Raw genomic sequence first — 4,718 nt, 5'->3', positions numbered from 1 at the left:
GGTTTGGGGGTGGGCCGGGGCCTTCGGGGCGCACTGCTTCTCGCCAGAACGCCGGGTGGCATTTGCGGCTTTCGGATAGTGGGGTCTGTACCTGCCGGGGGGCGGCTCTGGGGGTTCCCTGCGTGCTGTCCTTTCTTTCATCCTTTCGATTACGTTGTTGACCTGGTCTTATCACGCTGAGTGAGGGAGAATTGAAGGAGTCAACTCGCCTGGTGAGGAGGATGAGTTGGTGTGGTCTCGGGCTCGGTGGGAGGGGGTGGGTGCGTTGACTGCGAGTGGAGTGGCTCAGGGAGGAGTGCCCGTCTCTGCTGGGGTGGCCGTGGGGGCTTTGGATGCTTGGGCCGCCCTCTTGCGCGAGCAGGCTCCCAGTGCTGAGACCGCTGCCTCTCTTGATGATTTGCAAGGTGAGTGGCTTTCTCCTCGGGGGCGGATTGATGCGCTTGCTGTTGTGGAGCGGCATCTGAGTTGGTTGCAGGCCAAGCAGGTTGAGTTGTTGGCCGCTATTTCCGACCACGCCGAGGGACACCACCGTTGGCCGATGGTCCGGCTGCGGGTGTGGAGCTGGATGCCGTTTTTCTGGGTGAGTGGGACTGTGCCGTTGAAGAAGTTGCCTGTGCCCTAAAGTTGGCCAATTCCACTGCTGCTCAGCGGTTGGAGACTGCTCGGCTTCTGACCGGGCGGCATCCGGCGACCCTGGGGTTGCTCGCCGACGAGGAGATCTCGTATCAGCAGGCCAGGATCGTGGCCGAGCAGTGTGCGGTGTTGGCCGTGGAGGTGGCTGGGGAAGTCGAGAGGGCGCTCGTTGAGCGGATGCCTCAGCAGGCCGCCGGGCAGACTCGGGCCGCTGTTCGGCGGCAGGTTCATCGGGTTGACCCCGAGGGGGCCGAAGCCCGGCATCAAGAGCGCGTGCGGGAGCGGAAGTTGTTGTCCTATCCGCAGGAGGATGGGATGGCGTTGTTCGGGGCCGTGTTGCCCGCCCAGCGTGCCGCCGTGATGGAGCAGGTCGTCGAGGCGTACGCCGTTGGGTACGGGGATGACGGGCGCACGCTTGATCAGAAGCGGGCCGATGCGTTGTACGACCTGGTGGTCGAGCCGCGGAATGGAGCGGCGCTTGAGGCCCCTTCCAGGGGCGTCACCGCCGTTGTCCACGTCACCGTGCCGCTCGATGTGCTCATGGGCATTGATGATGGACCGGGGGAGCTCAAGGGGTACGGGCCCGTCACCGCCGGGCAGGTTCGGGAGATTGCCTTCGCTGGCGGGACCGTATGGCGGCGGCTTCTTGTTCTGCCTGCGAGTGGGCTGATCGTGAAGACCGATCCCCTTACCTACAAGCCGACCGCGGAGACTGCTCGGCATGTGGTCGCTCGGGATCAGTACTGTGCGTTTCCCAGTTGTCGTATGCCTGCCCGGCGGTGCGATCTCGATCATGTGCGGCCTTTTGACCATGCTCGGCCGGAGCGGGGCGGGCCTACCACTCCCGAGAATCTTCAGCCGCTGTGTCGGCGGCATCATCGGCTCAAGACTCATCATCCGGGGTGGAGAGTCACCCGCGACACCCACACCGGGGCTGCCGTCTGGACCGCTCCGACCGGGCACACGTATATCAACACCCCGCCCTCCGTCCATCGGGAGTGAGCGAGGGAATCCGCCTGCCCCTTGTCCTGCCGGTCAGGTCAAGTCAGCGGGTATGACGTGCGGCCCGAGGCCTCGTCTATTTCGTCGTGGGCCTTGGTCAGGAGTTTCATCGCCAGTTCGTTGAGGGCCCTGGCGCCGGCGACCTCCTCGCCCACCCTCGGCTGGTTGGAGTCGGAGGGGTGGCGGCTCGCGTAGCCGTGGGCCCGTACCTCCGTTCCGTCGGGGAGGCGTACGAGGGCGGCTGCGCGGGTGCGGTTGTCGTCCTCGTCGAATTCCAGCTCTATGTGCCATCCGACAGCGGTCTTCATCATCATCACGATCACCTCCGGAGCCGCTGTTTCCAGCTGCCTCCAGCTGTCTTCAGCCGCTTCCACCTTCCGCTTTCCACCTTCCTCCAGAGTGCGCCTGCTCGGCTGCGAATGCACGATGTGCCTCCGGAGAAGCCCCCTCCCCTGTGTGTCCCCCTCGCGTCACGCCGTCTCGCAGCGGCCCCGGAGGAGATCCACTCCGTCGCCCTCCAGGTCGTCGCAGTACGTCGCACGTCCTGTCATCGCCATCACCAGGGCCAGGGTGGTGCCGGAGACCAGCGGTCCTGCGCCGGTCGTGAAAGGGCCGTCCGTCGCGGTGAGGCTCAGGCCGTCGATGCGTCCCTTGGCCAGGACCACCAGGTCCGAGCCCCGGTAGTACTCCGCAACCTGCGTGACCGTCTCGATCGGGTGGTCGCGGACGATGCCCAGCGGGCGTCGGATGTCCTCTCCGTGCACGATCGTCTCGCCCAGCATGGCCAGGGTGGGGAGAGGGGGCTTGGTCGTGCTGGAGACCACTCGTCGGAATCTCTCCAGGGTTTCGGACGGAGTGGCGCCCAGTTGTTCGGCCAGCCTCATGGCCACCTGTTTGTCGAAGTCGAACCGGCAGCGGATCACGCCCGCCAGCCAGCGTACGGAGTTGAGGCTCGCTCCCGCGGTGAGGTGTGCCAGCACCTCGCGCACCGTCAGCCCGGTGCACAGCGAGGGTGTCGCCCACTGTTCGTCGGTCAGGTCCGCGAGATCGGCCGCCAGGGCCGTTCGCTCGGCGCGGATCAGGGGCCAGGCTCCGGTCGTTCCTCGGGGCGTCCCTCCGGTCGGCCCTCCGGTTGTCCCTCGGGTCGGCCCTCGGGTCGGCCCTCGGTTGCTGTGGGCTGCTCTCGGTTCCGGATCAGTCATGCGGGCGTCTCCTGTCACGGGGTGTCGGTGTGGGCGTACGCGTAGGCATGGTCTCCTGCTGCCCGTTCCGCCTGTGACCCAGGTCTCATCATCATCGTCGTGCAGCAGAAAACACGGGTTCCTCGTCGAGGGGAGGGAGGGAGAAGCGTATGGATCTGGTAACCGAGTGGAGGCTGAGTGCCGGTCGCGGTGAGGCACGGTCATCCAGGACGACCCCCAGCCCGAAGACCGTCGCCAACGGCGACACCGTCAATGTGACGCTCTGCGCCGGCTTGTCCGAGGCCCCTGTTCGCGCCCCGCTTCTCCCGGTACCGGTGCCCGGAGGAGCGGGGCGCGGCGCGCTCAGGGATGATCTGTCCCATGGGGCATGGGAAAGGGCACGGGGCGGAGATGGACGACGCCCGGGCGTGGGACAAGCGGCTGGCATGGGCGTACGGACTGATCGCGAACGACCCGGCCGAACGGGCCGCGGCGCTCGACCACTTGGCCTCCGCGCGTAGGAGGACCGAGGAGGCGCAGCATCGGTTCAACGAGACGTTGCGGGAGCTGCAGGGGCAGGGGGTGATGTATCCGTACGAGGATCCGGCTCTGCGGTCGGCCAACGAGGAGTACCTGTGGGCCCGGAGCCATTCGTTGCCCAGCGGCATGTGGGACAGAGGGCACGGTGAGGACCTTGCCGAATGGCCCGGGCTGCCCTACGCGCTGCTCTTCCTGGAGTGGGAGGCCCGGTATCCGGAGGAGTGGACCCAGCACGCCAAGGCGTGGGGGACGAAGGAGGGGCTCATCCGGGATCTCGCCACCGATGCCGTCGGGCAGGACCCGGTCGCCCGGACCAAGCTGATCGACCTGGTGGAGATCGTCGTACGGCGTGCCTACCGCTGCAAGGACCGCGAGTACGTACGCATCGCCCGGGTCGTCGACGGCGACCCGCTGCGCGTACGACTGGAGGGCGCCCGGCGCTCGGAGAACCCCTGGGCCCAGCTGCACGCCGGGTATGTGCTGTGGATTCTGGACCGCCCCGAAGTGCCCAACAGCCGTCATGTCTGGCGCACTTGGCTGGCTGACGCGCGTCAGTAGGCCGGTCCCCGCGGGGACCGGCCTACTNNGCGAGGAACGTCCGTACCGCCGCGTGCAAGCGGCGCGGCTGGTCCAGGTGTACGTCGTGGCCCGCGTCCTCGATGACCTCGGTCAGGGTCTGGGACTGGAGCTGGGGCTGAGGTGGGCGGCCGGTCCCTATCTGTGCCCTCCGCGTCCTCCGCGCCATCCGCATCATCTCCGCCTCCCGCATCGTGCCCTTCGCGCCGCGTACGACGAGGGTGGGGCAGGCGACTCGGGCCCACTCGGGCCAGTACGCGCGGGCGGCCAGGTCGGCGACGGCCGCGAGCATCGTTTCGCGGTCCCAGCGGGGGTGGTGGCCGTCCTCCCGTTCCTCCAGGCCTCTCGCCCAGACCTCGTGGCCGAGGAAGGCGGCGGCGGAGGAGAAGGACTCGAAGGGCGTGGGCCAGCTGTCCAGCCAGGCGGCGATCTCGGCGGGGAGGTCCGGGCTCGGGCCGGCCGGGCCCGCCTCGACCAGGATCAGGGAGTCGACCAGGTGCGGGTGGGCCGCCGCGGTGAGGAACGCCGTGTGGCCGCCCAGGGACTGGCCGAGGAGGGTCACCGGGGTGGGGAGGGACAGTGCCTCGATGAGGGTGGTCACGTCCCGTACCGCCGACGCCCGCGTCATGTCCGGCGGGCGACGCGTGCTCGCGCCGTGGCCTCTGGCGTCGTACGTGATCACGCGGTGGCCGTCCGCCAGGAGGAGCGGGAGCAGGTCGTCCCACTCCCCCATGTGACCCGCCAGGCCGTGCAGGAGTAGCAGCGGGGGGCGTTGGGGGTTGGGGG

General features: G+C 68.1%; 5 protein-coding genes. 2 read left to right on the top strand and 3 right to left on the bottom strand.

Annotated features, from left to right (window positions below; translation table 11 throughout):
* Positions 1-555: 555 nt before the first annotated feature.
* Positions 556-1,635 (top strand): HNH endonuclease signature motif containing protein, encoded by a 1,080-nt coding sequence (locus AOK17_RS45070; protein WP_245697795.1) that lies wholly within the window; start codon positions 556-558, stop codon positions 1,633-1,635.
* A gap of 38 nt (positions 1,636-1,673) precedes the next feature.
* Here AOK17_RS45070 and AOK17_RS45065 read toward each other — a convergent pair whose 3' ends face one another.
* Entirely contained in the window at positions 1,674-1,946 is a 273-nt protein-coding gene (locus AOK17_RS45065) for a DUF1876 domain-containing protein (protein WP_206190943.1), read from the bottom strand.
* 159 nt (positions 1,947-2,105) lie between these two features.
* Complete coding sequence (locus AOK17_RS45060; protein WP_079053652.1) at positions 2,106-2,837, bottom strand: maleylpyruvate isomerase family mycothiol-dependent enzyme; 732 nt, start codon at positions 2,835-2,837, stop codon at positions 2,106-2,108.
* A 360-nt stretch (positions 2,838-3,197) separates the two neighbouring features.
* Here AOK17_RS45060 and AOK17_RS45055 point away from each other — a divergent pair, with 360 nt between their 5' ends.
* On the top strand, positions 3,198-3,914 hold the full coding sequence (locus AOK17_RS45055; RefSeq protein WP_055618449.1) for a hypothetical protein: 717 nt from the start codon (positions 3,198-3,200) through the stop codon (positions 3,912-3,914).
* 29 nt (positions 3,915-3,943) lie between these two features.
* Here AOK17_RS45055 and AOK17_RS45050 read toward each other — a convergent pair.
* Positions 3,944-4,665, bottom strand: a 722-nt coding sequence (locus tag AOK17_RS45050) for an alpha/beta fold hydrolase (RefSeq protein WP_157881542.1), incomplete at its 3' end; no start/stop codon positions are given.
* Positions 4,666-4,718: the final 53 nt, after the last annotated feature.

This window comes from Streptomyces phaeochromogenes, from assembly GCF_001418655.1.
GTDB classification, from domain to species: Bacteria; Actinomycetota; Actinomycetes; order Streptomycetales; family Streptomycetaceae; genus Streptomyces; species Streptomyces phaeochromogenes.
This window is presented reverse-complemented; position numbering and strand designations above follow the sequence as displayed.